Raw genomic sequence first — 26,780 nt, 5'->3', positions numbered from 1 at the left:
ACTGAACCCTTCCCGAACTCAGAGGTGAAACGCTGCTGCGGCCACGATAGTTTAGGGGTAGCCCTACGCAAAAATAGCTCGATGCCAGGATTCATAATTTCAACTAAAACCCTCAAGCTGACATCACAGCTTGGGGGTTTTAGTTTATCCTGAACTTTGGGCATGGGTAAAATATCGATGCTCTAGAGAGCCAGTCCAGTAGAAGTAGTTGACAAAAGGTACAGTTTTTGCAGAGGCTGATTTATAGGTGATATCATGTCCGGGTAATGACTTACGATTAAGCGCCAGTTTGAAGCCACGAATGGAAACCCGTTAAGCCACGGATTAAATCTGGCTGTTGGAGTAAATATTGACACCGATGAAATAAAACGTCCTCTAAATCATGGAGTGTCTCAAAAGATTGATTAGCAATTGGTTCGTCTACCACAGTCCACAACCTTTCTGCGGGCTGTAATTCAGGTGAGTGAGATGGCAAAAATGTTAAATGTAGCCCTTCGGGAATCTCTAAACTCTTGCTGCTATGCCATCCGGCTCGGTCAACAGCTAAAAGGATGCGTTTATTAGCACCTAAGCCAAATTCCTGAGCAAAATCGGCTAAAACCTGATTAAACAATTCTGTATTGACGTCAGGAAGAATCCACCAATAAGTTTCTCCGGTTTGCGGATGTACAAAAGCATACAACCATAACCAAACTGGAAGCCCCGCTCACCTGAATGCTGTTATGCAACTTGTGCGAACAACTCAAATTGTCCTGTTCATTCAACTACCTCATTCACAGGGAATCTATCAATCAACTGCATCGCCCGATAGGCATTGCGTTGGAAAGAGTCTGGCAAATGGGGAACGTGGGGTATTTGCGATAATAAATCCAACGTCCGCCGTAAAATTCTCACCACATCGCCTTCATCCAAGGTGGTGTTCTCGCAGAGTTCTGTCCACTCCATTCCTAGCGCCCATTGTTCTACTATGGCAATTAACTCAAACTCCAACCATATAGGCAACGCTACGTTATAGCGCCGTTGTAGTTGGAACATTTGGCGGCGAATTCCCTGCAATTTTTTCAAGGCTTCTGTCACTTCATTACTGAGGTCAAAGTTAACCTTGCTATCTGGACGAGGTGTTTCCATCACCAAAGCTGCTGCTGCTGCTGCTAAATGCTGCGGATCTAAGTTGCCCAATTCACCACTAGCGAATACTAAACCCAGCCACAATTCATTCTCGCCTCGAATCGCGGCAGCGATTCGCCCTAATACTGTGGGGACTAAGTTATCCAAACCCCCAAAGTGTTGCAGAATTGAAATTAAATTCAAAAACTCTTCCCAATGACGTTGTGACTGTTGCTCTACTTGCCCTTGCAACTGTTCAAGTTCGGCTTCTAGTTCGACATAGCGGGCGCGGCGCTTGAAAAGCGTTGCCGCATTGCCTGATTCATGTAGGGGATGAGCTTCTAATTGCTCTTGGACGGCGGTAAGGCGACTGAGTTGTTCTGCTACTTCTGGTGCCAGATGCAAAGATTCTATTGGATTGGGAATACGCGTGGCGATCGCAAATGTTTCTTCATTGCCACGGCGCGACTGTCCTGGTTTCAAAGGCATCTCTGGCGGCGGTAGTACATCAGGTGACACCTCAACTCGCGGCAGTTCGGCATACAAATCGACTACATCCCCTGTCGTTGCTACATACCAGCGATTATCATGTCCCAAGCATACCAAGTAAGGAGCTTGACCCGAACCAGGCGATTTTCCCACTAACACTGCGGTTACGGGTGAAGAAACTGTGATATTTTTGCCCTTGAGACTTAACAGAGTCCCTGACACTGCAAAGTCCAACATCATCCCCAATTCTTCTTGGCGATCTGACTGCGCTTGCTCTTGCAAGGTTTTCAATATCTGGCGTTCCACTTTCAGGCGTTGCCGCAATTTCTCATAAACAGCCAGTTCATTTTCATCAACTGCGACGATTTGCTCATGAAGTTGAGCTAATTGTGTTTGCAGCTCGGCAATCTCATCGTATTCTGGTCTTAAATGCAAGGTGGCCATGTACTGCCCAAAACTACGTTCTATCAGTTCCCTGGTTTGCTCTAGGGTGTGGGTTTGCAGCAAATTGAGTACCATGCCATAACTGGGCGTAAACTGGCTAACTAGCGGGTCTGGCTTGGATGTTCCCAAATATGCCGCTTCTTTGGCTCCTTCAAAGGGAGTTTGGACTGTCACTACATGACCTTGTTTATCCATCCCCCGGCGGCCTGCCCGTCCCGCCATTTGCAAAAATTCGGAAGCGTTCAACAGGCGGTGTCCAGTGTCGGTACGCTTGGAAAGGGTGGAAATTACTGTTGTCCGGGCGGGCATATTAATTCCCGCCGCCAGTGTCTCGGTGGCGAATACTACTTTAATCAGCCCTTGCTGAAATAGTTCTTCTACCAGTGCTTTCCAAGCAGGCAAAATCCCAGCGTGGTGGGCAGCAATTCCCCGGTACAGGGGTGCAATTTGTCCAGAACGCCCGGCATCGGGATTGCGGGCTAAAAAGTCATCAATCTGTTCCCGTAAAATTTGGGACTCTTCACTATTTACCAGCCATAAATCACCCACTTCCGCCACCGCTTTATCACATCCACGGCGGCTGAAGATAAAGTAAATCGCTGGCAGCATATCCCGTTGCTCTAACTGGCTCAAGGTATAAATGATGCCAGGAGCCTCTGGTCTACCACTTCTCCCCTTCTCCCTTTCTCCCCCTCTCCCCTTCTTCTTCTGAAGGCGGGGGTTAATTTTGGTTTTGCTATCATTCAGCAGGGGAAATAACCCTTTGGGATTGCAAAAGTGAAATTCCAAGGGGACTGGACGAAAATCGGAGTAAATTAGGTCAGTTGGGCCGTGGACGCGATTTAGCCAGTCGGTGAGTTGATCGCTGTTGGCAACGGTTGCTGAGAGGGCTGCCAGTTGGACTTCACGGGGACAATAGATGATTGATTCTTCCCAAACTGTACCGCGCTGGCGATCGTTCATGTAGTGGCACTCATCAAGTATCACCGCTTCAACGTCTACTAATGAGATGCCGATTTGTCCAATGGGTGTGCCATAGAGCATATTTCGGAAAATTTCGGTGGTCATCACCAAAATCGGTGCATCCCTGTTAATGGAAGCATCTCCAGTTAACAGTCCGACTTGATCAAAACCAAATTTTTCTCGAAAGTCACGTAATTTTTGATTCGACAGCGCCTTCAGGGGAGTCGTATAAAATACACGTTTTCCTCGCACTAGGGCGCGATAAATGGCGTATTCCCCGACTAATGTTTTGCCCGAACCTGTCGGCGCACATACGACTACGGAGCGTCCGGCGTTTAGGGACGCGATCGCTTCTTTTTGAAACTGATCCAGTTCAAAGGGAAATATAGTCCCTAAGTCAAGTTCTGGAGACGGTGCAGAATAATTCACTCAATCACATTTGCAACCAGATTGTTTACTATACTAACGAGTCTTTTGTCAACTTCGTTATTAGTCATTTGTCTTTTGCAAATGACCAATGACCAATGACTAATGACTCTTTATTATTTTCCCAGTTCTTGCGATCGCTCTGTGGCAGCTTTGACTGCTTCAATTAAAGCTGAACGAAATCCTGCCTGTTCTAGCTTGGCAATCCCCGCAATAGTTGTACCACCGGGACTGGTAACACGATCTTTGAGTTCTGCTGGGTGCAGTTTGGTTTCCTGCAACAGTTTCGCTGTTCCAAGTACAGTTTGCAAGGCTAGTTGATTAGCAATTGCTCTAGGTAAACCTGCGGCTACTCCGCCATCAGCAAGTGCTTCTACTAACAGTGCCACGTAAGCCGGTCCGCTACCAGATAGCCCTGTGACTGCATCCATCAGCGCTTCTGACACTTCCACTACTTCCCCCACAGCAGAAAAAACTTGCTGTGCTATTTGGTGGTGCTTGCGGCTGGTGTATGCACCTGAACAAATCGCAGTAATTCCCGCTCCCACTGTTGCTGGGGTGTTGGGCATTGCTCTAATCACTGGCAATTGCACAAATGCAGCTTCTAACTGACTTAAAGTTACACCCGCTAAGATGGAAATGATTAACGGTGAGTGTTCTCTATTAAGAATATCAATATCTGCTAGTTCTTGAGCGATCGCACTAAACACCTGTGGTTTCACTGCCAAAAAAACAACTTCTTTTGCTTGGCTGAAAAGCTGGCTATTATCCGTTGTCACAGCAATATCGTATTGCTGTTTTAAAAAATCTAGGCGTGAAGATAGCGGTTCGCTAACGATGACTTCTGATGATTGATAAATTCCACGCGCAATAAGGCGGGATAAGAGCGCTTCTCCCATTACCCCGCCACCAATTAAACCAAATTTTATAGTCATTGATTATTAGTCATTCGTCATTCGTCATTCGTCATTTGCCATTTGTCACTATTCTCAAAACCCAGGACAAATGACAAAGGACTAACAACTAATTTAACTTTATCGTAAATCAAAGGGTTTAAGACCCCAAATCTTGGAGACGCACTCGCGTTAGCCTATATGTAGATTTAGTTTCAGACGGGGATTTAAACCCCGACTGAAACTCTCTTCTCTACGAGACGCTGCGCGAACAATTTTGAATGCGTGAATTTGGAATTTTGAATTGTTATTGTGCCATCCGGTTAGTTTCGTTGCCCCAGGTTTGATTTGAAGAACCTGTAGGACGAGAGGGACGTGCTGGCGGTTGTGGTACTTCATGAAGAACACCACCTTGGGTGCTAACTTGCACACAGCTTGGCGTAAACAAAAAGATGCTCTCGCCAATGCGCTCTTGATGTCCATCTAGTGCGTAAGTACCACCCGCAACAAAATCTACTGCTCGTTGAGCTTGATCTGGGTCCATGATTGTCAGATTTAATACCACTGACTTGCGTTCTCGCAGCGCTTGAATTGCCTGGGGCATTTCTTCAAAGGTGCGTGGTTCGAGTACTAAAACTTCCGAAATTCCGTTAATTGCTCCTGGCATACCAATCACATTCCCCATTGGCTTTGAACCTGCTGCTATATCATCTCCCATTGTAGGCACTGGTTCCCGCCAGCGTCGATTTTGAGAGGCTGTACTCTCTTGTGGTGCTGGTTGGGGATTTTCTTGCTGATACAGATTTTGGTAATTATTATCTGTTTCTGGCTCTTCTTCGTAATACTCATATTCCACTTGCTCATTTAGACCCACAAAGTCTCTGAGTTTGGAAAAGATATTGTTCATTGTGTGTGTACTCTCCTGATGCGAATAGCCTGCATTGACTTGGCTTAAGATTGATTGAACTAGGAGCGATGCCTACGGCGGTAAACTACGCTACATCGGTGGATACTTCAGCAAATCTATTGCTATTTGTAGCCTATACTACGGGTTTTGGCGATGAACTGACACTTCTTGGAAAGGTCTGTGCATCGCCTAAACATCATTTGGGGTCAACATTATATCCTAAGGTTTGTCCGAAGGAAAGTTGTTTATACCCCATTTTCCCTTGGCGATTACTCTTGTCAATACTATATCCTTTGTTTCCAATTGCACCAGTCTCTTACAAAATTCTTGCGATCAAATTTTGAGCTTCTATTAATACTGCCCTGCAAGGTTGATGAACAATAGGCTAAGAGCGATCTTTTAAAAGTATTGCGCGAATATAATTCGCTACTACGCAAGCGAAGTCCACCGACCTGGACTAATGCCAAATCAAAGAAAATCGGCGGGAATCCCACCCCTTCAAGGGGTGTCCGGGATAGCCGCCCGCCGATTTAGTCATTAGTCATTAGTCATTGGTCATTGGTACTAATGACAAATGACAAATGACAAATGACTAAAAACTCCACCCACAAGGGGATGGAGTTTTTTATTTGTTGGAAATCCCTAAGAGCGATCGCCAAACAATATGGTTCCTAATCGTACCATCGTTGCGCCTGCTTGCACTGCTAGTTCGTAGTCGCCTGACATACCCATAGACAGGTGCTGCATTTTAATGTGCGACCAGTTTTGCTCCTGGATTTCTTTTGCCAGTTCACGATTGAGATTAAACACACTTAAAATTTCGGAATCATTTAATCCTGAAGGGGGAATTGTCATCAAACCTTGAATTTGTAAATTTTTGTATTGATTGAGTGTGGGTAAATCAGCCAACAATTCTGCTACACTCCAACCAGACTTGTTGGGATCAGGAAGAATTTTCACTTGTAGGCAAACCTGGGGACTCACTCCTAGCTGTTGTGCCAATTGATCTAAACGCTGTGCCAGCTTCAAATTATCCACGGAGTGAATCCAAGGGAATTGTTCGATGGCTTTTTTGGCTTTATTGCCTTGCAAATGTCCAATAAAGTGCCAGGTAATATCCGGTAAGTCTTGCAACTCGGCTTGTTTGCTGGCGGCTTCTTGAATACGACTCTCCCCAAAATCACGAATTCCTGCGGAGTATGCAGACCGAATGGCCTGGGCAGAAACTTGCTTGCTAACAGCAATCAATCGGACTGAAGTTGGCAGTGAGGAGCGAATGGAAACAATACGTTCGTAAATCGAACTGCTCATTGGAAGGTGCGTTGGAAAACACTCTGAAGCTGATCGTACTCTTGAGATTGTCCACTGCGCCGCAGAGTACGTAAGCGATTTTCCAACATCATTCTAGCCTCAGTACGTCCTAGAGACTGGAATTTAACACCTTTAACGTCATTTGCGACCAAAAAAAATAAGCGCTGGGCATAAAGCGTGGTGAACAAATCCTGGTTCTCATCAACCATACAGATTTTGTAGAGTAACCCCCAAGTTGGATGGTTTATGTAAGTTTCTGCGTTTTCTGAATTCATTTAAGAGTCAAGGTGTAGTCAAGGTGGGAGTATGTATATCTTTTCGCAGTGAATTCCAAACATTCAGACGATAATACCAACATTCGTCAGAATATTTGCTTAAAATACAAAACTGCGGTTACGAAGACCTTGATCTAGTTCTTAATGGGCAGATGAAGCTAGTGGTAGTGAGGCGAAATGGTACAACAGAAGCCGCGAAGCGTAGATTGACAGAGTAGAGGCTGATTGATAAACATTACCATCTGCTTTGGTGACTTCAATTTATCAATCTGTAGGGAGAAGGCACAAAATAGTCCTGATCCTCTTGTCGAAAGTTCAGCGTGGCAAGGAAAAACACCCTTTGAAGTTCCCAACGGCAACAGCGAACTTTTTAACTTCTTTCTATATTGCCACAAATGTCGCCCAATGGCGCAAAATTCTGAATGGGGAGTGGGGAATGGGGAATGGGGAGTGGGGAATGGGGAGTAGGTACACAAAAGAAAACTATCCTTACTATCCTCTATTGATTATTTCTTTGCGTAAGAGTGTCTGTCCATCTGTGCGTCCTCTTCGTCAACATTAATTTGAGGGGTTTGGAGTAGTGCTACAAACCGCCCCAACAATGAATTTAGATTTGACCAAATAATAGTAGTGGTATCTAGTTAAAAATGCTTTTTTGGTTTCGTATATCTTCTATACGTGATTAATCACGTTTATCTAACAGAAGTTATAGTCGCTATCAGCCCTCTTCAATCTTAGTACACCAAGTTTCCAGTACCGCGTAACTGACGCAAAGAATTTATACACAATGGACAGTCACATTTAAATAACTTAATTGCAGCATCACTTTCCTCGTCGGTAAAATTCAACATGGCAACATTCTGATCTGATACTGATGTGACAATGGTTGAGGAACGTGTAGATGAGGTATACGGTTGCTTTCTCTCTGAATCTCGAATGCACACAAAATCTGTTCCACCATGTGGGTTCGTGATACAGGTACGACCGTCTTGGGTGTGCATTAATCGCTGAGTAATACTACTACTAGCATGGGCAGGATGAAATACTGCCAGGGTAGACATCAGCGACACAAAAATTGAGGAGGTGGAAAGCAAATTCAGGATAATTTTTTTGTTCATAAATTCCTTGAGAAAATTGTCTACTAGCTTAGGGTATTCGATTCACTTTCAAACTTCAAGTGAATTTTTACTGAGAATAGCTAGATTGACACTTGTTACCCAAAAAAGTTCCATATCTACACAGATAGATCGAAAATTAGGTGGGTATAAATAAACATAATACCGAGAACCCAGACTTTTCGCCATGTCCTGAGCGTTTTATGTTTAATTAGGTTAATCTACTTACCTGGTTAAAGTCTGCGTAGACGCGTAGCGGTGAAGCAGCGCTGCACAGAGAAGTCGGAGTAAACATTCTAGCTAGGACTCGTAAACAGCCAGCTTGAAATAGTTTGCAATAACAGCCAAGCATTTAAACTGCCGATAATAATCGCTACTAACCACGATAAAATCTGCAACCACCAAGGATTGACAAACTCACCCATTAAGGATTTATTACTTGTAAACATCACCAATGGTACGACGGCAAATGATAGCTGTAAACTCAAAATCACTTGGCTAAAAATTAGTAAGCTACCTGTACTCTTTTCTCCCAAAAGCATAATTGAAATTAATGCTGGGATAATGGCAATTAATCTAGTTGATAACCTACGTAACCAAGGTTTCAGACGCAGATTCAAAAAGCCTTCCATGACAATCTGCCCTGCTAAGGTGGCGGTAAGGGTTGAACTTTGCCCGGAAGCAAGTAATGCCAATCCAAAAATTGCGCTGGCGGCATTCACACCCAATAAGGGAGAGAGCAATTTATAAGCATCTTGAATTTCTGCAACATCCTGATAACCAGAAAAATGAAAAGTGGCAGCAGCAATAATCAAAATTGCTGAGTTGATAAACAAGGCGAAACATAAAGCAACTGTACAATCGATTGTGCTAAACTTAATAGCTTCCCATTTCTTTTGGGATGTTGATTCCCAATCCCGTGTCTGTACGATTGATGAGTGCAAATACAGGTTGTGTGGCATCACTGTTGCCCCCAAAATACCAATAGCAATGTAGAGCATTTCTGGGTTCTGCACAATTTCTATTTTGGGAACATATCCTAATAAAACTCCTCCCAAATCAGGACGTGAAAAGATGATTTCTGCTGCAAAGCAGATGCCTACAGTTGCTACTAACAAGATTACCAAAGCTTCTGTATAGCGAAAGCCTTTGTTTTGTAGCAGTAACAATACAAATACATCTAGGGCTGTTATACACACGCCCAAACTCAAGGGAATGCCAAAAAGCAGTTGCAGCGCGATCGCACTTCCCAAAACTTCCGCTAAGTCACAAGCGGCGATCGCTATCTCACAAAGTACCCATAACCCAAAGTTGACACGCGGATTGAAGTGATCTCGACAAGCCTGCGCTAAATCTCGCCCCGTTGCTACTCCCAACCGCACACACAACGATTGCATTAAAATCGCCATCAAGTTGGAAAGCATAATCACCGTTAGCAGCGCATAACCAAATTTAGCCCCGCCAGCTAAATCAGTCGCCCAGTTACCAGGGTCCATATACCCTACAGATACGAGATATCCTGGCCCTGCATAAGCCAGCATCTTGCGCCAGATGCTTTTGGTGTTAGGAATTTTAATGCTGCGGTGAAGTTCAGGTAGGCTGGGCTTCCTGTCTGGGTTTTCTGGAAAGGGCATTTGTTTACACTCTCAATTTTTCATAATTCTGTCATAATTTCTGAAAAAACTGACAAGAATAGCTACCTTGATAAGGTTACAAATCTTAATATTCGCTAAATATGGCTAAATATTAGTAGAAAGATTCAACAATAAACCTAAATTTTGTATTGATATAGATTCTCGTTCTTAAATTCTCAACTTGTAAAAACTTCTTTTTTTCATTACATTTGAGAACAGGCTCATATATCAAATAACTTACTAGCCTTAACAGATAAAATGAAGCAAAAAGTACATTCAGAATCTTCAGATTGTTCCCACTGTGAACACGATCATCACGAGAATCATAACCATGATCATACTCATGATGAGAATCATAACCATGACCACAATCACGACCACGGTGGAGAATTCAATCTGAAAAATGAGGTATTGCCCTTGGTAGTGATTTTAAGTTTATATGCGCCTGGTGTAATTTTTGAAAATCAATTACACAATACACTTTACTCAATAGGTGAATATCTGCTTTTCATTCCTGCCTATTTATTAAGTGGATGGAGTGTTTTAAAAACTGCTGGGCGGAATATACTCAGAGGTAGAGTATTTGATGAGACATTTTTGATGACAGTAGCGACAGTAGGGGCGATCGCAATTCATAAATTACCCGAAGCTGTCGGAGTCATGTTATTTTATAAAATTGGGGAATTGTTCCAAGATATTGCCGTTAGTCGTTCCCGTAATTCTATTAAAGCTTTATTGGAAGTACGCCCAGATTATGCCAATATTCAAACAGAGGGAGAACTCAAGAAAGTATCGCCAGAAACAGTAAATATTGGGGATATTATCGTCGTCAAACCCGGAGAAAAGATTCCCTTAGATGGCGAAATTATAGATGGTAATTCGCAAGTTGATACATCTGCACTAACTGGAGAATCTGTGCCGCGAACAGTGAGGCTGGGAGAAACAGTTTTGGCTGGGATGATCAACAAAATGGGTGTTCTCAGCATTAGAGTCACAAAACTTTTTAATGAATCTTCCATTGCTAAGATTTTAGACTTGGTGCAAAATGCCAAAAGTAAAAAAGCAGAAACCGAAAAATTTATTACTAAATTTGCCAGATATTATACACCAATAGTAGTTTTTACATCTCTAGCAGTTGCACTATTACCTCCTTTATTCATTTCAGGTGCAACTTCTTCAGAATGGGTGTATCGCGCCCTAATTTTATTAGTTATCTCGTGTCCGTGTGGACTGGTTATCAGTATTCCATTAGGTTACTTTGGAGGTGTGGGAGGTGCAGCTAGACGTGGTATTTTGGTTAAAGGCTCTACTTTTTTAGATACTTTAAATGCAGTTAATACAGTAGTTTTTGATAAAACTGGAACGTTAACCAAAGGGGTATTCAAAGTAGTAAAGATAGTACCTTTAAATGGCTGGAATGAACAAGAATTGCTACAATTAGCTGCCCAAGTAGAATCGCATTCAAATCATCCGATCGCTCAATCTATCCGCAAGGCTTATGGTGGAAAAATCGATGAATTTGAGGTGAAAGATTATGAAGAGATCGCAGGTTATGGAATTAGAGCCAAGATTGAAAATAGGGTAGTGATAGCGGGAAGCGATCGCCTATTACATAGAGAGAAGATTGCTCATGATAATTGCGAGTTAGACGGAACAGTTATTCATGTAGCAGTTGATGACATTTACGCTGGATATATAGTCATTGCTGATGAACTAAAAGAAGATGCCAGACTTGCTATTCAAACACTCAAGCAAATGGGTGTAGAGAGAACAGTAATGTTGACAGGAGATAATCAAGCGATCGCTTCCCGGATTGCTCAACAGCTTGGCATAGATACCTATGAAGCAGAGTTATTACCTGAAGAAAAAGTTAATGCCATTGAAAAATTAATTAGCACCGCCGGCAAGCATGGTAAAGTTGTCTTTGTTGGGGATGGCATTAATGATGCGCCAGTGATTGCTAGAGCAGATGTTGGTATGGCAATGGGCGGCTTAGGCTCAGATGCAGCGATCGAAACTGCCGATATTGTGATTATGACAGATGCACCGTTAAAAGTGGCAGAAGCAATACAAATAGCCAGAAAAACAAGGCAAATTGTTTGGCAAAATATTGGGTTTGCTTTAGCAATTAAAGGTGTATTTATTGTATTGGGTATTTTAGGTATAGCGACAATGTGGGAAGCTGTTTTTGCTGATGTCGGAGTAGCAATACTTGCAATTTTAAACGCAACTAGAGCGATGAAATAAATCAGGAGCGCGGAGCAAGGGAAAAGCTCCGCCGAGGCGTCAAAATACAGAATTGGTGAATACTCTACCATAAATGGATAGTGCTACGATGCAATCATGAGTTAATGAAACTTCTATGAGCTTGGTTATTCCAGACGAACTTCTTAAAATTAGTGGTCTTTCAGAAGAGGAATTATGGCAGGAAATCGTAATTTTGCTTTTTCAGCAAGATAAAATTAGCATCGGTAAAGCCAGCAAATTAGTTGGAATGAATCAACTAAAATTTCAAAAATTACTAGCTAATCGCGGTATTTGCATACACTATGATGTGGCTGAATTTGAAGAAGACCTCCAGCACTTACGTGAAAAAGGCTGGCTATGATTGTAGTCAGTGACACGTCACCATTGAGCAGTTTAGCCATAGTTGGGTATATATCTCTTTTGCGAGAGATATACAACACAGTAATAATTCCTGAAGCAGTTGCTAATGAATTAGCAAACACAAGTGATGAAGATGAACGAGTAACAGCCGTACTTTCTTTGGATTGGATTGAAATTCGACGAGCTACTGATCAAGAAGTAGTTGCAAGGCTTCAAAATGAGCAAAGACTTGATTTAGGTGAATCGGAAGCAATAGCCCTGGCGCTCGAACTTAATGCAGACGAGTTACTTATTGACGAACGGCTTGGTAGAAGAGAAGCGGCTAAATTAGGAGTCCCAATTACCGGATTATTAGGGATTCTTTTGGTAGCTAAACATAGAGGTTTAATTGCTATTGTCAAACCAGTTATAGATGATTTAATGACTGAAGCGGGTTTTCGAGTCAGCATTGAGCTTTATACTGATATTTTGAATGCAGCAGGAGAATATTAATAGCATACAAATCAAATGTGATGTCTGGCGACAAGCAGTTTCACATTTACACACCACTAATTTAACTGCTAGACAGCGAAGGCGATCGCAACAAAAACTAGGCGCACTTCAGGCAGAATTTGACATCCCCAGCGAGAAGTTTAAGCAGATAAAGAAAGCTGTAGCAATAGAGGCTGGTACGGCAGTCAAGTTTCAATTAGAACAGCAGCTTCTTGATGAAAAGACAAAACTGGCACATCTTAGCGATGAACTGGATAAAATTGAGTCTTCATTGCAATCATGAGACTTACAACAGAATTCAGAATTCAGAATTCAGAAGTAAAACAGGCTTTGAGACGAATCATTGTGTACTTCACTTTCCTTGAAATCTGCTGTATGTAAATATACAGTTATTTGGCTGATGTAAATCAGGATTTCCTAACCCAGACTACAAGAAAAACAGAGATATTCAGCTAATTGGTATTTGTTTATACTATTTCAATTTTTTGTAGTCGTTATACTCATGACTTAGGTTCTACCTGGGAATTAGGAAGTGGCTTTGCCACTTCTTTTTATTAATCTCGTAGCCCAGTAATAAATTAAAAATTAAAAGTAATTTCGTTGAACTTTTAACTTTTATCGAACAGCAATATTGGCGCCAGTCGTCAGAATTCATGTTAGGTATTCTGAACGAAAAAGCGGATGAATAATCGGCGTTTTTGCACCCCCACCAAAAATTCTAGTTTTGTGGTGCAACAATTCCTGCGCCGGTCCCATGACGCCAAGCCGTAGAGCGTCTCCGGCTCCGCTCCTGAATTCTGACTTCTGAATTCTTCTTCAATAATTGTTATACTATTTGACAAAATACCTGCTAAGTTGATGTGCAGCTAAATTGTATAACACGAAAACCCAAAAATATTGTAGTGCGGGCAACATGAGCGCGTCCAATATACAAATTAAATACGCAACAGCTTACACCTACATTGATAAGGGCGTGTAACTATACGCCCCTACAACCGATTCATTAGTTACAAAGATAGTTGACAATGCTATGATTTCGTGTCAGTTTAATTGACCAAACAGTTTGACGGGATTATAGCTATATAGACATGATACTAATCATTACTCATTGTATCTTGCCATCTCTCACGCTTGGGCTTACTCTCCACATCGCGCGATCGCGCTTCTTGCCAAGTCCCCCACATTAGGGATTGCTGGTTTTCAACATGGTTAATAAACTGCATGATTGATTGATCTGCCTTGATGGGAGTTTTCAAATCAAACTTGATTGTTTGGACAATCTTGATGTCACCCATGAGAAAGTACTTACCTGCAATCTTAGTCAGCCATAGCACAACTCGATTGCATAACCAACCAAAAATTCCTTTACGTTTCTTAGTAATCAACATGATTTGACCTTCAGTTTTTCCCCCTTCATGAAGGCGAACTGCAAACATCGTGTGGACATGGAAGAAATCGGGGCCAAGTGTCACAATACCAATGCTACCATACCAATAGCAAATACTGTAAGTTATGGCATTTTTGTAGAAAAGACGGATGAGCTTAATGAAAAAGAAATTGTCTTTGATGGGCGTAGTATTGCTGAAGATAATAGCATTATCGTTGAGTTCTTGTCTTTCAAAAATAACTTCTAATGGCAGTTTATGAACTGCATTGAGGTGTTGAGCATCAATCGCATTAATCATCACCACATTGGGGTGACAGTTCATTACGAAATGAGAATGAATGGCGACATCACACTCTTTTTGTTCCAACTCTGGAACAAAAGGTAGGGGTTGTTGTGGTATTTCTCCAGTCCAAACCCAAATCATTCCATATTTCTCAGCAGTAGGCCAAGTTTGTAACTTTAAGGAAAGCGGCGCATCTAAACATGGGATATCAATACACATCCCTTCAGCATCAAACTTCCAGTGGTGGAAAAAACAACGTAGTGCATTACCCTCAACTTTGCCTTCAGCAAGGTGAGCGCCCATATGTGGACAGTAGGCATCAAAGGTAACTACTCTTTTGTCTTTACCACGGTAAATCACTAATTCTCTGCCCAAAATCGTGACAGGTTTTACTTCACCCACCCGCAGATTTTGAGAAGGTATTGCCCAATACCATCCCTCAATAAAACGCTCTGGATTATTAAAATTTTTAGGTTTACGGGTTGAGCTAAAAGTCTGCGAGTTGAGATTCATTTTTATGGTTTCACTTGAAGTGAAGCAGTTAATCTAGAATTAACATGGTGACTTTAAAAAAACAGTTACTTTCAGTACCATGACAAGCTAGCCTCTCCATTTCGGATCAGCTACCGTCTACACACAAGTCATCAAATTTTACCTAAAACAAAACCTCACCCTGTCCTAACGGACATCCCTCTCCTTAGTAAGGAGAGGGACAGGTTTTGCGTAGCAGAACCAGGGTGAGGTTTCTTTGAGCTAATAAAATATCAGCGAAATTAAGCTAATATTCATTCATAATAGATATTTGAAAAATTAAGACTTAGTAAAATCTCTAATTAGATAAAAATTTCAACTACTGATGCTAAACAAAAAAATAGTGAAGATGCGTAGGCGTAGGCCGTCGTAGACATCGCACGACAATTAATTTCCGAGTTTTGTGGTCAACAAGTCGTTTTTACCCTTGATGCAATACAGTGCCAAAAAAACTGTATCACTGATCATCAATAGTGGCAATAACTACCTGATTCGATTAAAAGTTTTTTCTTTCTTTGTATGAAACCACCCTGCTTCCCTAGTAGGGAAGAGGGAGAATTCAAAGCCTCTGCCCTTCAAGATTTGGAGAGAGGTTTTCCAGATAAGAGGGAAAAGTCAGATCCTCAATGCTCCATCCCCATACTCTATGTCTGAATTGGATTTGTATCAATGTCAAATTTGTTAGCGATCGCGTCTATTATTTCTTGCTCAACTGGTGTAGTCTGATTGTCAAGTTGGGCAATTTTGTAACACTGAGTCAACAAGGGTATGGCAAAATCACGATTTAGCTGATTGAGCAATATATCTAAAGACTTAGGTGATTTGATATTTTGGGCAATGGCATCCAAGGAGGTAGAACTGAGGTTTACAGCTTGTAATTCTGGCAAAATTTGTTCCCAAGTCTTCTCTGGATGACTAGCAAGGATCATGTGAACTAAAATTTGATCCATGATGGCTTGTTGAGCGATCGCACTTTCGAGATATTTCTCACTTTCAGCTTTTAATGTTGCTAGTGTCTGTGGCGATGTGAGGGAAGTTGATTCATCGAGTTTAGCTTCGTAAAATCGACAAGCAGCATACCCCAATGAATAGATCATCGTTGCATTTGAACTAGCTGCGATCGCTACACCCGCCAAGGGCACATTTCGCAACAAGCCTAATCCCGCAGCTTTCAAAAGACGCTCTCCACCCAAAGCCAAACCAAAGATTGCCAAAACCTCACCTTTACGAGCCGGATCTTTTAAATTTAGCCCGTAGACAGATGCAATTTGATAAAGCATTTCTGACTGCAATTTTGTTGTCGCTGTTAAATCAATTGCAAACAATGCCACTGCTAGTCCTGGCAAAATACTAGTTGCTAGTCCAACTGTGGCTGCTTGGGTTGCTTTTTCCACCATGATTCGGTGAGCAATCTGGCTGGGTGATTCATTGGGATACTTTTGCTTAAGCTTGTTTACCGCCGCTTCTGCTTTTTCCAAATCAATAAGGTTAGTAGTACCAATTAGCCAATTGAGATTTAACACTCCAGATAGTTTTCTAATCAGCCAATTTTCGCTAAGGTGATTCACAGCCTGACCGCTAGTTTGAGTTGTTTGCTCAATTAACTTGTGTGTTTGTTTTGCGATCGCTTCTCCCACACTTACTCCTGTGTCTAAAACTGCTTTGCCAGTCTGAGCAACAGTTTCAACAAAAGACTCTAATCCAGACGGTTTATTTTCTACTGATGATTGAGCCTGGATTTTTACTTCTGAAGTTTCTCTGGGTGAATTAACTAATTTATTCACCTGTATTTCTTGCGGTTTGTCTGCCATTTGACACCATCCTGTAAAGCCTCTCTCTTTAAACTTGTAACGAAAAAGTGAGTGGCTTGACATCCCTCTAGAAACGTAAATATCAGTTTAAGATTAACTATTTTTTTATCTGAACAACTGTGTTAATCCATTAGTAATAGGAACATATTGCTCAGGGGTGAGTGTTCCCAAATACGCCAAAACTCGATTTATATCTAATCCCCGTGTTTGATCTAGTAAGAGAATAGAAGACAGAGGTAAACTACCAGCACCAACTAACAAACGCGGGTATAAGCTGGGATTATTGAACACCCAAGAACCACTCTGGGTAGTTAAAGGTGCAATCATTAGGATTGGATAGCGGACTTCTCCCCAAGGTATACCGACCACTACAGCAGGTCGAGTTCCTTGCTGTTCAGGTTCTCTAGGAGTACTAGTAGGCAAAGTCACTATAACTACGTCGCCACACTCAAGCAAATCAGGTTGGAGCATCCTTGCCACCAACAACTGTTAGCCCAACTCCAGAGATATATTCTACTGGTTTGTTTTTTGGCTGTCCTTGGGAACCCCAATCATAAGAGTCTTCTTGAAGCAAAATTCCTTCGCCTTGATTAATTTCCTCATTTAATAATTGCCACAGTTGATGTTTTTCTTCTAAAGGAAGGTTGGCAATGGCATCTAGGAGTGATTCAAAAGGAATTTGCAGTTTGACTGTTGTTTTGGTCATAGTGTGTTTTGAGTTTGTTTAACAAAAAAAATTAAAGTATTATAGCATGACAATGACAGCAGATGCTAAAGCGGTCAGAGCATCGCCAATCCGGGACAATTAAGATGGATTTAACTACATTGAGTACTCAGTAGCACTTTGGAGTCGATAATGGGAGAAGCGAAACGGCGCAAGAAGTTAGACCCCAATTGGGCTAAATCAGGGGGATTCAGTCAGCCTAACAAACCAAAAATTACCTACTTGACTCAAGAACACTCCGACTATGAAAAAGCTAGTGAGTTAAAAAATACCTTCTACCCTAACAAAAATCGAGTTTACCTAGTCCGCCTAGACTACCGTGATGGTGATTACTTCGTCGGAGCAGTACACGCATTTTTGCAAGGATCGGAAATTGCAGTCAACGCTATGTGGTCAGCTAACCCCAATACTCAACGCACGGGTCTAGAGGTCATACAAAGTATTCGTCGAGACATTGGTTTGAAGGCCAGAGACGAAATGAGTCAAGCCTCGGTCATAATTGTGGAATAATACCCCACTGTGTTCTCTTCTCCTTGGCTGTGGAACATGGAAGGACATAAGTAAGCTAGAGAGAGAATTTTGATATGACTGCCAAGTTCTGAAGAAAACTTAGTAACCACTAAAACAATAGTCGAAAGGTTTGACAATATTTTAAGACAATTAACTACAAGATAAAATTTAAAAATTAATTTGATGCTCAATCCACAAAAGCTACCATTTCTAGAGTCTATTGGTTGGCAGCTAAAAAATGTATATCAAATGAGTGAGAAAGAAATTGTTCAATTGTATCAACGCAATTGGCATCATCAAACTACCTTCAAAAATTTAAAACAAGAAGAAAAGGATTTTGTTCATTATTTAGCAAAAAAATATAACTCTTGGATATTACCGGATTTTGAAATGTTTAATCTCGACCATCACAATAATATACTTAAAATCCTTAATGCTTTCAATCCAGAAGTTTTTAAAAAAGCTTCTGCATACTTTGGCGGTGGTACACTCTTGGCGTTAGAGTATGATGAATACAGGCTTAGTAAAGATATTGATTTTCTCTTCCCTTATGGAACTGAAAATTACAGGTATTTAAGAAATTTGATTGACGACGAAGGAATTGTAGCATTATTTCAAAGTACAATAGATATCAAATTAGGTGACAATACAATAAATCAATATGGTATTCGTTTCCCTGTTGTAGTCAATGAAACAACTATTAAAGTAGAAATTGTAGCCAATGGTATTTTTACTTTAGACCCTCCTGTTTATCCAGAATGGACAAAAATTCCTTGTCTGAGTATAAGCGATAGATTTACATCAAAACTAATGGCTAATGCTGACCGATGGAACGATTCAAGTACACAATCTAGAGATTTGATTGACTTAGCAATATTGCGTGTAAATAACGAAATACCCGCACGTGCAATCGCTAAAGCTTCAGAAAGCTACGAAGTAAAAAAGCCATTAGTTAAAGCCATCACTAATTTTACTGAAAAAGAAAGATATAGAGATAAATGTTTTCAGGAGTTAAACATACCTTCAGAAAAATTTCCAATAATAATGGATGGAATAAATTGGCTTCTTGTTGACTTTGAATCTATGAATTAAAGGAATTTAAAATGCAATCATCACTACCATTATCTGACCGCGTGATAAATCTTGCATTAGCATTGGTAGGAGAATTTGCTTGTTTGTGGTTATGAAGAGTGGCTGAAAGAAGCTGAATAGAGCTTATCTCTTACCTCGTTGAACCCTCATTTCAAAAAGAAGTTCTGCATATTCTTATAGGAGAAGCTCAAGCGATGCCTACGGCGGTAAACTACGCTGTTTCCCAATTTTTACTCGCTTGGATTCAATAGAAAAAGCTGACTCGTTCATGAAATACTTTCTTTGAGACGAGCAAGCAAATCTAACTACTAATACTGTGACACTACGAGTACAAATCCTCAAGGCTCGAATGGCACGTTGAATTTGGTAACGATTTATATCGTAATCAATCAATTCAATCAATAAATCAAGCCATAGCCCCTCAGAGTAGTTAACAAGGAGAGTTATGTGAAACCTTGTTAAAGAAGTCGGAAGTCGGAAGTACACTTTTGCAACGGGGATTTAGCGCACTTATTGCGGTCTTGGGGTCTCCCCAAGAGGAGCAACTCAAGCAAGACAGACCCCGCCACAAAACTTTCTGCCTGTCAAGAGGGGGGAATTAAACCCCCGAACTCTGTTTAACAACATTGGCATAAAATTCACGCGCGCATAACTTTTCAAACAGCCTCTGAGGAGATTTGATATGAACAGCCTCTTCTTTTTACCTGTTACTTTATTGTTAGGAATTTTGCTGGGAAATCTCTACTTTCGTGGCTTGTGGACAACGGTGCAGAAATTATCTACAACCCAAAACCCAATTCTATTAACGTTAGGCAGCTTTTTTGGGCGGTTAGCGATCGCGATCGCCGGATTTGCTTTCGTACTAGCGATCGCCCAAGAGAACGCACTTTGGCATCTGATTGTTTGCTTAGGTGCGTTTATTTGGGTACGCAATCGCATCATTGAAACTCACATTATACACTTCAAAATGTCATATTTTAATACTTCAACAAATCTGAGAAAAAACTGACCACATTATTAAACATTAACCGTGATATTTTATCGGGTCAATCAATTTGGGATTGAGGAAAAGCCTCTAACAGGATTAATCTAAAATCTAAAATTGGCAAGGTCAAGGAGACTCAATGCAGATTAGTCCAGATGAAATAGTGTTTTGGAATTGGGGATTTGTGACGATCAATGCCACTTTAATATTTACATGGATGATCATGCTACTGTTGGGCATTGGTGCTTGGTTGGTGACGCGCAAACTATCCACTGACACGCAGCTATCCCACTGGCAAAACCTGCTGGAAGTCTTAGTTGTGAATTTACGCGATCAAATTCAGCAAACCAGTGGACAAAATCCCGATCGCTATTTGCCCTTTATCGGCACCCTGTTTGTTTTTATTGCCACTTCCAATTTATTAGCGATCGTTCCTGGTTATCACCCGCCCACTGCCTCACTGTCTACCACTGCGGCCTTGGCAATATGTGTATTTTTTTCCGTTCCCGTTTTTGGTATCAGTCAGTCAGGAATCTGGAAATACCTCCACCACTACATAGAGCCAATTCCCATCCTATTTCCCTTTTATATAATTAGTGAACTCTCACGGACTTTAGCTTTAGCAGTGCGTTTGTTTGGGAATGTGATGAGTGACGGCATGATTGGGGCGATTTTAATATCGATCGCACCATTCTTCTTTCCAGCCATTATGCAGGCTTTAGGATTGTTGACAGGCTTAATTCAGGCATATATTTTCGCGGTTTTAGCAGTTGTTTATATTGGTTCTGCGAGTAATGAAGACTATGGCTCAAAATGAATCGCTATCACTTGTACTGGGAATTGTTGGCACTGTGTCAATCTTAACGGCAGGGCTGACTATGGCCATCGGCTCCATCGGCCCAGCCCTCGGCGAAGGTAAATCTGTTGCTCAAGCACTCAGTTCCATCGCCCAACAACCCGACGCAGCAAATACAATTACCCGCACATTATTTGTGGGATTAGCATTTATCGAATCCGTGGCAATTTATTGCTTTGTAATTGCGCTAATTCTGCTGTTTGCCAATCCATTTTGGAACTATGTGGTTGGTGCGATCGCCAAAGCAGGAGCCTAGATAAAGTGGAGATTAACTGGTTTACCTTCGGGGCGCAAATCCTCAACTTTTTTGTCTTGATCTTTGTGCTGCAACGCTTTTTATATAAACCGATTACCAAGGCAATGGCACACCGTGAGAAGACAATCTCCGATCGCTTGTCGTCGGCATCTGAACAAAAAGAAGAAGCAGAACAGGAGGTTAAGCATTATCAGGAAATGCAACAGCAATTCAGAGACCAAAAGACAGAATTGCTGACTCAAGCAAAATCAGAAGTGGAAGAAACCCGCGAACGCTTGTTGAAGGAAATGCGTGAGTCAGTGGCGAAGGAGCGATCGCAATGGCAAAGCAATTTGCAAGGTCAGAAAGACTCTTTTTTGCACGAAGTGGGCGATCGCACAATGCAGCAATTACAAGCAACCGTGCGGCGGGTGTTGACAGACTTGGCAGAGTCGGAACTAGAAACACAAATTGTTAGGGTATTTTTGCAGAAATTGCACGATCTCACCGAAACAGAACGTGCCGAACTGGTGACAACTTTAACTGATTCGACAAAAGATAGCATTCCGTTGACGTTGGTTAGTACCTTCACCCTACCGCCGGATATTTGTGCAGCGATCGCTACGGTTTTGCAAGACTACTTTAAGGCGATAGATTCAGGCAAAATCGAACCGACTTATGAGATTGAATCTAGTCTGATTTGTGGGATCGAACTACGCGGCACAGGCTACAAACTAGCGTGGAGTATGGATACTTATTTAGATAGCATCACCGAAAATTTGGTTACGGTTTTTGCAGCAGAAGCTGAAACAAATCAGAACTCAGAGGAGGGATGATGTGAAGAAGGAAGAAACCTTACAGACAGTTTTGCAAGATACTTTTGCACTGTATAGTCAAGTTCTCGATCAGCATGAAGCAAAATTGCGATCGCAGGAGATCGGAATTGTGCAATCGATTGGTCAAGGAATTGCCAAAATCGCCGGTTTACCGAATGTACAGTCAGAGGAAATTGTCAGTTTTACTGGCGGTAGTTTGGGGTTAGTGTTTAACCTCGATCCCGAAGAAGTTGGGGTAGTTTTGCTTGATTCTAGTGAGCAACTCCAATCAGGTACCCAAGTGCGGCGCACTGGCAAAGTGCTTGATGTCCCTGTGGGCGACGCGCTGTTAGGAAGAGTGATCGATCCTCTCGGTCGCCCCCTCGACGGTAAAGGCGTGGTGCGAACTTCCCAACGCCGTCCCGCCGAACGCGATGCCCCTAGTATCATGGATCGTGCCCCCGTGAATGTGCCTTTGCAAACTGGAATTAAAGCGATCGATGCCCTGATTCCCATTGGACGTGGACAGAGAGAATTGATTTTAGGCGATCGCCAAACGGGTAAAAGCGGTCTTGCCCTCGATACAATCATCAATCAAAAAGGCAAAAATATTCTCTGTGTCTATTGCGCGATCGGACAGCGTAGTGCGGCTGTTGCCAAGGTAATTGCCGACCTCAATGAGCATGAGGCGTTTGCCTACACTACCGTCGTCATGGCAGCAGCAGAAAAGCCACCGGGCTTACAGTATGTCGCTCCTTATGCTGCTACTGCGATGGCGGAATATTTTACAGATCAAGGGCGCGATGTCCTAATCGTTTACGATGACCTCACCAATCATGCTCGCACCTATCGAGAAATCTCTCTGTTAATGCGCCGCCCACCTGGACGCGAAGCCTATCCAGGGGATATTTTTTATATTCACTCGCGCTTACTCGAACGCTCTACACATTTAAACGCCAAACGAGGTGGTGGTTCCTTAACTGCGCTGCCAATCATTGAAACAGAGGCACAAAATATTGCTGCGTATATCCCGACTAATCTAATTTCGATTACCGATGGACAGATTTATCTTTCACCAATCCTCTTTCAAAAGGGAGTATTACCTGCGATCGATGTCGGGAAGTCGGTTTCGCGGGTGGGTGGTAAAACCCAACTTCCTGCTTATCGCAGTGTTTCAGGAGATTTACGTCTTTCCTATTCTCAATTTGAAGAACTAGAGGCTTTCTCTCGCTTTGGTACGCGTTTAGAAGAATCGACTCGCCTCACTTTAGAACGCGGGCGACGGGTACGTGAGATTCTCAAACAAAAGCAATATGCGCCAATGCCGGCTGCTGTGCAAATAGCTGTAATGCTTTCGGTGACGGCAGGCTTGCTCGATTCCGTCCCCATCACTAAAATTGCGATTGCAGAGCTTGCGATCGCCCAAGCCATATCCACCGAGTTAGCCGATCTTTGCCTGCAAATCGAAAGTGGAGCCGTATTGAAGGATGCCGATCGCGATGCCTTACTAAAGGTTGCTACAACTGCGATTGCAACAGTTGTAAAGGATACAAAAGATCCAAAGGATACAAAAGATCCAAAGGATACAAAAGATCCGAAGGATACAAAAGATCCGAAGGATATAAAGGAGTAGCCATGTCATCCATTGAGCTTTTGCAACGCCAAATCCACACTGCCCAAGAGCTGCAAGCCGTGGTGAAAATGATGAAAGTATTAGCGGCCTTAAACATCCACCAATACGAACAGGCGGTTGCGTCCCTCGCGGAGTATAACCGGACTATCGAAATGGGTTTGCACGTCGTACTGAAGGCAATACATACACATGAGGCTTCCCTCCTACATAGTAACGGTGATGGCTTTAAAACTTACTCACAATCTTTTTCGAGTGACCTTGGTGGTTGCGGCGTAATTATCTTTGGCTCTCAGCAAGGGATGTGTGGTCAATTCAACGAACAGATTAGCCACTATGCGATCGCTGAATTAGAGAAGTTAAAGCTCTCACCCGAACATCTGGCGATTTTTGCCGTCGGATCGAGATTGATTTCCCATTTAGAAACCGCAGGCTATGGAATTGAGCAAACTTTCGCCATGCCAAGTTCGCTAGCTGGGATCACATCAATGGTTCAAGAAATCTTGCCGCACATTGCCAGATGGCGCGATAGCGAACAAATTGGCCAAATTCTCTTGTTTTACAACCACTTACATTCCAATACGTTATGCGAGCCATATAAGCTGCAACTATTGCCACTTGATGGCGAATGGCTACAACATATCTATTGCCAAGAATGGCTAGCGGTGAACGCAGTCGAACCGCGATCGCGAACTCTACCAACTTTTACGATGCCGAGCGATGTTTTGGTTGCGTCTTTATTACGACAATATTTTTTTATCTTGCTCTATCGGGCTTTTGGTGAGTCCCTCGCTGGTGAAAATGCTAGCCGTCTCGCTTCGATGCAAGTTGCCGAGAAAAACATCGAAGAGCGGCTGACAGAATTTACTAGTCAATTTCAGCAAAAACGCCAAACTGCAATTACAGATGAATTACTAGAAATTATTTCCGCCTTTGAGTTAAGCCATTAGATGATTGCTTATTTCAATGTTACAGTTCTATCCGTCATTATTTAATGTCATCGCCAATAAAGTTAAAACATAAAACGAGCGACGAAATCAGATGAATGGAAATCAAAGTATTAAATCATCTTCCCAATCAAATCATTCCCAAGAGCAAAATCTTGGTTCTATCCTCTCCGTGCGGAGCAGCATCATCGATATCCATTTTCCCAAACGTTTGCCATATATAAATAGCCAGTTACAAACAGGGAAAGGAGGTAATCTGGCGATCGCGGTGGTTTCACATCTGGGCGCTCAGGTGGTGCGGGGTGTAGCACTTGCCCCAACCGCAGGTTTGACACGCGGTGAGATTGTGATTGATACTCAGCACCCGTTACAAGTTCCAGTGGGCGATCGCCTTTTAGGAAGAATGTTAAACCTATTTGGCGAAGCGATCGATGAGAAAGAAGCGATCGCAGGTGGCGAATGGCGATCAATTCATGCCACGCCAATTGCGATGTCAGAACGAGTTACCAAAGCGGAAATCCTCAAAACTGGGATCAAAGCCATCGATCTACTCACACCTTTGGAGCGAGGTGGTAAAACAGGTTTGCTTGGCGGTGCGGGCGTTGGCAAAACGGTGCTAATTACGGAAATGATTCACAATATGGTTAAGCAACACCAAGGTGTAAGTTTATTTTGTGGGATTGGTGAACGCTGTCGAGAAGGTCTTGATCTATATCAAGAAATGGAAGCAACCGGCGTTCTCCCAAATACAGTTTTAGTCTTCGGACAGATGAATGAAGCACCGGGAGTCAGATTTTGGGTAGGACACGCGGCGCTAACAATGGCAGAATATTTTCGCGATCGCTCCCAAAAAGATGTATTGCTTTTAATCGATAATATCTTTCGCTTTATCCAAGCAGGTTCAGAAGTATCGGGACTGATGGGGATACTACCTTCACGGGTGGGTTATGAACCAACCCTCGCCACTGAACTCGCTCAACTAGAGGAGCGGATTTGCAATACATCGGCAGGGGCGATTACTTCTATTCAAGCGGTTTATGTACCTGCGGATGACTTCACCGATCCCTCTGCTGTCGCTGTGTTTTCCCATCTGTCAGCCGCAATTGTGTTGTCACGTAAACGGGCGAGTGAAGGGCTTTATCCTGCCGTGGATTTGATGGAATCGAATTCCAAAATGCTGATGCCTCATATCGTTGGCGATCGCCATTATCAGATCGCTCAAGCAGTACGCAAAACCATCAGTACCTATGAAGAACTAAAAGATATTATTGCCATGTTGGGCTTAGAAGAATTATCGCCAGGCGATCGCCAAGTAGTATCCCAGGCGCGACGTTTAGAACGTTTTCTCACTCAACCCTTCTTTTCCACTGCTCAGTTTACAGGTTTGACAGGGAAATTAGTCGAATTAGACGATGCCCTAGAAGGATGTGAACGCATTCTCAATGACGAGTTTGCTGATACACCAGAGCGATCGCTCTACATGATCGGCTCAATTGATGAAGCCGTAAAAGCTCCAAAAGAGGGCAAAAAATCATGACCGAGCCATCCTCAGAAATGCGACTCAAAGTTGTCTTACCAACCAAAATCCTGATAGAAACAGCCGCAATCAAAGTGATTGCAGAAGCGGAGAATGGGATGTTTTGCTTGCTACCTCGCCATATAGATTTTGTGGCGACCCTTATACCAAGTTTGTTATCCTTCGTCTCACCCCAAGGACAAGAACAATTCCTCGCCATCGATCAAGGAATTTTGATCAAGCATGGGGATGAGGTAACAGTTGCGACCCAAAATGCAGTTCCAGGTGGCGATTTGGGAATATTGAGAAAAACCGTTGAGCAGGAGTTTCACTTAATCGATGAACGCGAAAAAACAGCACGTTCCGTTTTAGAAAACCTAGAGATAAACACAATTCGGCACTTTATCGACTTAGGTAAATATCCATGAAAACCCCACCCTCTCGTAAGTCTCGCTCCCAAACACATCTCAACGCCAAAGCGATCGCTAATCAAGCACGTCGCAAACTTTATGCTCGCCAAGCGAAACCTCATGGTGGCGTTTTGTTTGGCTTAGGTTTTGTCGGCTTGGTCGGCTGGTCAGTCGTCGTACCAACTTTATTAGGAATGGCACTAGGCATCTGGATCGATTTCCAATTTCCCAGTGGTTTCTCATGGACATTGGCACTGATGCTGGCAGGTTTAAGCATTGGTTGTTTGATTGCTTGGGAATGGGTATCGCAAGAGCAACAACGTATGGCAAGAGATCAACCACCCGATGATTCTCCTAACCAGGAACAAAGAGACTGAACCCAATG

At 42.5% G+C, this 26,780-nt stretch carries 27 protein-coding genes, 1 rRNA gene and 1 pseudogene; 17 read left to right on the top strand and 12 right to left on the bottom strand.

What is annotated here, in order from left to right; translation table 11 throughout:
- Nucleotides 1–90, top strand: a 5S ribosomal RNA gene (gene rrf / locus V7K27_RS36575); the annotation flags it as partial.
- A gap of 187 nt (nucleotides 91–277) precedes the next feature.
- On the opposite strand, the pseudogene V7K27_RS25435 reads toward rrf, so the two are convergent.
- The 6 genes and pseudogenes from V7K27_RS25435 to pipX form a co-directional block, all read right to left on the bottom strand.
- Nucleotides 278–691, bottom strand: a pseudogene (locus V7K27_RS25435) (transposase); the annotation flags it as partial.
- Between the two features lie 65 nt (nucleotides 692–756).
- Nucleotides 757–3,432 carry a DEAD/DEAH box helicase gene (locus V7K27_RS25430; RefSeq protein ID WP_334951005.1) on the bottom strand — a complete coding sequence of 892 codons (2,676 nt, stop codon included), beginning with the start codon at nucleotides 3,430–3,432 and terminating at the stop codon, nucleotides 757–759.
- Between the two features lie 113 nt (nucleotides 3,433–3,545).
- A complete protein-coding gene (gene proC, locus V7K27_RS25425; RefSeq protein ID WP_334951004.1) occupies nucleotides 3,546–4,364 on the bottom strand; it encodes a pyrroline-5-carboxylate reductase in 819 nt (272 codons plus the stop codon).
- 265 nt (nucleotides 4,365–4,629) lie between these two features.
- Nucleotides 4,630–5,229 carry a cell division protein SepF gene (locus V7K27_RS25420; RefSeq protein WP_334951003.1) on the bottom strand — a complete coding sequence of 200 codons (600 nt, stop codon included), beginning with the start codon at nucleotides 5,227–5,229 and terminating at the stop codon, nucleotides 4,630–4,632.
- 642 nt (nucleotides 5,230–5,871) lie between these two features.
- Nucleotides 5,872–6,540, bottom strand: coding sequence for a YggS family pyridoxal phosphate-dependent enzyme (locus tag V7K27_RS25415; RefSeq protein ID WP_334951002.1), 669 nt, complete (start codon nucleotides 6,538–6,540; stop codon nucleotides 5,872–5,874).
- Nucleotides 6,537–6,815 carry a transcriptional coactivator PipX gene (gene pipX, locus V7K27_RS25410; RefSeq protein WP_196514765.1) on the bottom strand — a complete coding sequence of 93 codons (279 nt, stop codon included), beginning with the start codon at nucleotides 6,813–6,815 and terminating at the stop codon, nucleotides 6,537–6,539. Before pipX ends, V7K27_RS25415 begins: the two co-directional genes overlap by 4 nt.
- Nucleotides 6,816–7,155: 340 nt before the next feature.
- On the opposite strand from pipX, the gene V7K27_RS25405 reads away from it, so the two are divergent.
- Nucleotides 7,156–7,377, top strand: coding sequence for a hypothetical protein (locus V7K27_RS25405; protein ID WP_334951001.1), 222 nt, complete (start codon nucleotides 7,156–7,158; stop codon nucleotides 7,375–7,377).
- A gap of 172 nt (nucleotides 7,378–7,549) precedes the next feature.
- Here V7K27_RS25405 and V7K27_RS25400 read toward each other — a convergent pair whose 3' ends face one another.
- The gene (locus V7K27_RS25400; protein WP_334951000.1) at nucleotides 7,550–7,933 is read right to left on the bottom strand and encodes a hypothetical protein; all 384 of its coding nucleotides are present in this window, start codon (nucleotides 7,931–7,933) and stop codon (nucleotides 7,550–7,552) included.
- A gap of 293 nt (nucleotides 7,934–8,226) precedes the next feature.
- On the bottom strand, nucleotides 8,227–9,564 hold the full coding sequence (locus V7K27_RS25395; protein ID WP_334950999.1) for an Nramp family divalent metal transporter: 1,338 nt from the start codon (nucleotides 9,562–9,564) through the stop codon (nucleotides 8,227–8,229).
- A gap of 258 nt (nucleotides 9,565–9,822) precedes the next feature.
- Here V7K27_RS25395 and V7K27_RS25390 point away from each other — a divergent pair, with 258 nt between their 5' ends.
- The 4 genes from V7K27_RS25390 to V7K27_RS25375 all read left to right on the top strand — a co-directional run bounded on the left by V7K27_RS25390 (nucleotide 9,823) and on the right by V7K27_RS25375 (nucleotide 12,946).
- On the top strand, nucleotides 9,823–11,811 hold the full coding sequence (locus tag V7K27_RS25390) for a heavy metal translocating P-type ATPase (protein WP_334950997.1): 1,989 nt from the start codon (nucleotides 9,823–9,825) through the stop codon (nucleotides 11,809–11,811).
- Between the two features lie 115 nt (nucleotides 11,812–11,926).
- Nucleotides 11,927–12,172, top strand: coding sequence for a UPF0175 family protein (locus V7K27_RS25385; protein WP_292791702.1), 246 nt, complete (start codon nucleotides 11,927–11,929; stop codon nucleotides 12,170–12,172).
- A complete protein-coding gene (locus V7K27_RS25380; protein WP_334950996.1) occupies nucleotides 12,169–12,663 on the top strand; it encodes a DUF3368 domain-containing protein in 495 nt (164 codons plus the stop codon). Before V7K27_RS25385 ends, V7K27_RS25380 begins: the two co-directional genes overlap by 4 nt.
- On the top strand, nucleotides 12,644–12,946 hold the full coding sequence (locus V7K27_RS25375) for a hypothetical protein (RefSeq protein ID WP_334950995.1): 303 nt from the start codon (nucleotides 12,644–12,646) through the stop codon (nucleotides 12,944–12,946). The genes V7K27_RS25380 and V7K27_RS25375 overlap by 20 nt, the downstream gene beginning before the upstream one ends.
- Nucleotides 12,947–13,757: 811 nt before the next feature.
- Here V7K27_RS25375 and V7K27_RS25370 read toward each other — a convergent pair.
- The 4 genes from V7K27_RS25370 to V7K27_RS25355 form a co-directional block, all read right to left on the bottom strand.
- Nucleotides 13,758–14,846 (bottom strand): aromatic ring-hydroxylating dioxygenase subunit alpha, encoded by a 1,089-nt coding sequence (locus V7K27_RS25370; RefSeq protein WP_334950994.1) that lies wholly within the window; start codon nucleotides 14,844–14,846, stop codon nucleotides 13,758–13,760.
- 662 nt (nucleotides 14,847–15,508) lie between these two features.
- A complete protein-coding gene (locus V7K27_RS25365) occupies nucleotides 15,509–16,675 on the bottom strand; it encodes an EcsC family protein (protein ID WP_334950993.1) in 1,167 nt (388 codons plus the stop codon).
- Nucleotides 16,676–16,780: 105 nt separating this feature from the next.
- Nucleotides 16,781–17,146: a type II toxin-antitoxin system PemK/MazF family toxin gene (locus V7K27_RS25360; protein ID WP_334950992.1), complete on the bottom strand. Its 366-nt coding sequence runs from the start codon at nucleotides 17,144–17,146 to the stop codon at nucleotides 16,781–16,783.
- Nucleotides 17,133–17,381 carry a hypothetical protein gene (locus tag V7K27_RS25355; RefSeq protein ID WP_334950991.1) on the bottom strand — a complete coding sequence of 83 codons (249 nt, stop codon included), beginning with the start codon at nucleotides 17,379–17,381 and terminating at the stop codon, nucleotides 17,133–17,135. The genes V7K27_RS25360 and V7K27_RS25355 overlap by 14 nt, the downstream gene beginning before the upstream one ends.
- 150 nt (nucleotides 17,382–17,531) lie before the next feature.
- On the opposite strand from V7K27_RS25355, the gene V7K27_RS25350 reads away from it, so the two are divergent.
- The 11 genes from V7K27_RS25350 (at nucleotide 17,532) to V7K27_RS25300 (ending at nucleotide 26,772) form a co-directional block, all read left to right on the top strand.
- On the top strand, nucleotides 17,532–17,909 hold the full coding sequence (locus V7K27_RS25350) for a hypothetical protein (RefSeq protein WP_334950990.1): 378 nt from the start codon (nucleotides 17,532–17,534) through the stop codon (nucleotides 17,907–17,909).
- Nucleotides 17,910–18,092: 183 nt separating this feature from the next.
- Nucleotides 18,093–19,001, top strand: a complete 909-nt coding sequence (locus V7K27_RS25345) for a nucleotidyl transferase AbiEii/AbiGii toxin family protein (RefSeq protein ID WP_334950989.1) — start codon at nucleotides 18,093–18,095, stop codon at nucleotides 18,999–19,001.
- 682 nt (nucleotides 19,002–19,683) lie between these two features.
- A complete protein-coding gene (locus V7K27_RS25340) occupies nucleotides 19,684–20,010 on the top strand; it encodes an ATP synthase subunit I (RefSeq protein WP_334950987.1) in 327 nt (108 codons plus the stop codon).
- Nucleotides 20,011–20,125: 115 nt separating this feature from the next.
- Nucleotides 20,126–20,803 carry a F0F1 ATP synthase subunit A gene (locus V7K27_RS25335; protein WP_334950986.1) on the top strand — a complete coding sequence of 226 codons (678 nt, stop codon included), beginning with the start codon at nucleotides 20,126–20,128 and terminating at the stop codon, nucleotides 20,801–20,803.
- Nucleotides 20,790–21,098 (top strand): F0F1 ATP synthase subunit C, encoded by a 309-nt coding sequence (locus V7K27_RS25330; RefSeq protein ID WP_334950984.1) that lies wholly within the window; start codon nucleotides 20,790–20,792, stop codon nucleotides 21,096–21,098. The genes V7K27_RS25335 and V7K27_RS25330 overlap by 14 nt, the downstream gene beginning before the upstream one ends.
- 5 nt (nucleotides 21,099–21,103) lie before the next feature.
- On the top strand, nucleotides 21,104–21,913 hold the full coding sequence (locus V7K27_RS25325; protein WP_334950983.1) for a F0F1 ATP synthase subunit B family protein: 810 nt from the start codon (nucleotides 21,104–21,106) through the stop codon (nucleotides 21,911–21,913).
- A 1-nt stretch (nucleotide 21,914) separates the two neighbouring features.
- Nucleotides 21,915–23,525 (top strand): alternate F1F0 ATPase, F1 subunit alpha, encoded by a 1,611-nt coding sequence (locus tag V7K27_RS25320; RefSeq protein WP_334950981.1) that lies wholly within the window; start codon nucleotides 21,915–21,917, stop codon nucleotides 23,523–23,525.
- Nucleotides 23,526–23,527: 2 nt separating this feature from the next.
- The gene (locus V7K27_RS25315) at nucleotides 23,528–24,472 is read left to right on the top strand and encodes a F0F1 ATP synthase subunit gamma (RefSeq protein ID WP_334950980.1); all 945 of its coding nucleotides are present in this window, start codon (nucleotides 23,528–23,530) and stop codon (nucleotides 24,470–24,472) included.
- 91 nt (nucleotides 24,473–24,563) lie between these two features.
- Nucleotides 24,564–26,006, top strand: a complete 1,443-nt coding sequence (atpD, locus tag V7K27_RS25310; protein ID WP_334950978.1) for a F0F1 ATP synthase subunit beta — start codon at nucleotides 24,564–24,566, stop codon at nucleotides 26,004–26,006.
- Nucleotides 26,003–26,413, top strand: coding sequence for a F0F1 ATP synthase subunit epsilon (locus tag V7K27_RS25305; RefSeq protein ID WP_334950976.1), 411 nt, complete (start codon nucleotides 26,003–26,005; stop codon nucleotides 26,411–26,413). Before atpD ends, V7K27_RS25305 begins: the two co-directional genes overlap by 4 nt.
- On the top strand, nucleotides 26,410–26,772 hold the full coding sequence (locus V7K27_RS25300) for an AtpZ/AtpI family protein (RefSeq protein ID WP_334950974.1): 363 nt from the start codon (nucleotides 26,410–26,412) through the stop codon (nucleotides 26,770–26,772). The genes V7K27_RS25305 and V7K27_RS25300 overlap by 4 nt, the downstream gene beginning before the upstream one ends.
- Nucleotides 26,773–26,780 lie beyond the last annotated feature (8 nt).

This window comes from Nostoc sp. (assembly GCF_036919575.1).
Classification (GTDB): domain Bacteria; phylum Cyanobacteriota; class Cyanobacteriia; order Cyanobacteriales; family Nostocaceae; genus Nostoc.
Note: the sequence above shows the minus strand (reverse complement) of the source record. Positions and strands in the feature narration are given on the sequence as shown.